The organism is Oleiphilus sp. HI0117 (assembly GCF_001635235.1).
Genome location: NZ_LWGA01000431.1, coordinates 1 through 400, shown reverse-complemented (window position 1 = coordinate 400; position 400 = coordinate 1). Strand labels below are relative to the sequence as shown.

1 protein-coding gene is annotated in these 400 nt (G+C 46.0%); it reads right to left on the bottom strand.

Features of this window, described 5'->3' with window-relative positions; genetic code table 11:
* Positions 1-193: MotA/TolQ/ExbB proton channel family protein (locus A3757_RS28050; protein WP_369819529.1), on the bottom strand; the 193-nt coding region annotated here is incomplete at its 3' end.
* Between the last annotated feature and the right edge of the window lie 207 nt (positions 194-400).

Below are 400 nucleotides of genomic sequence, written 5' to 3'. Positions count from 1 at the left end.
TGCCGAGTAAGCCCAGAAGAGGGGCGACTGCAGCGAGTAGTTTGATTGTCCCCAGGCCCTTATCCAGCTTAGGCATCTCGGACATAACGATCTCTTGTAGCTGAACTTCAAGCGTATCATGTTTTAGCTGAGTACTTTGCTCGTCACTTGAACTGCTTTCCTCATTTCCTTTGCATGCCTGATAGGCCTGAATTATTCGGCCAAGAGGATTGCTAGCGTCTGCAATTTACGGTGATCTCATTTGTTTTTTGATTGCTCGTTGAGAGTAGCTGATTGTTAACCATCTAAACAAGCTTAGTAAGAGCCCTAGTAAACCTAATGTGACAATGGCGTAGCCAATATATCCGCCTTGGTGGAAGCGATCTTCCAAGCTGGGAATCAGTGCCAGCTGTTCAAGTAT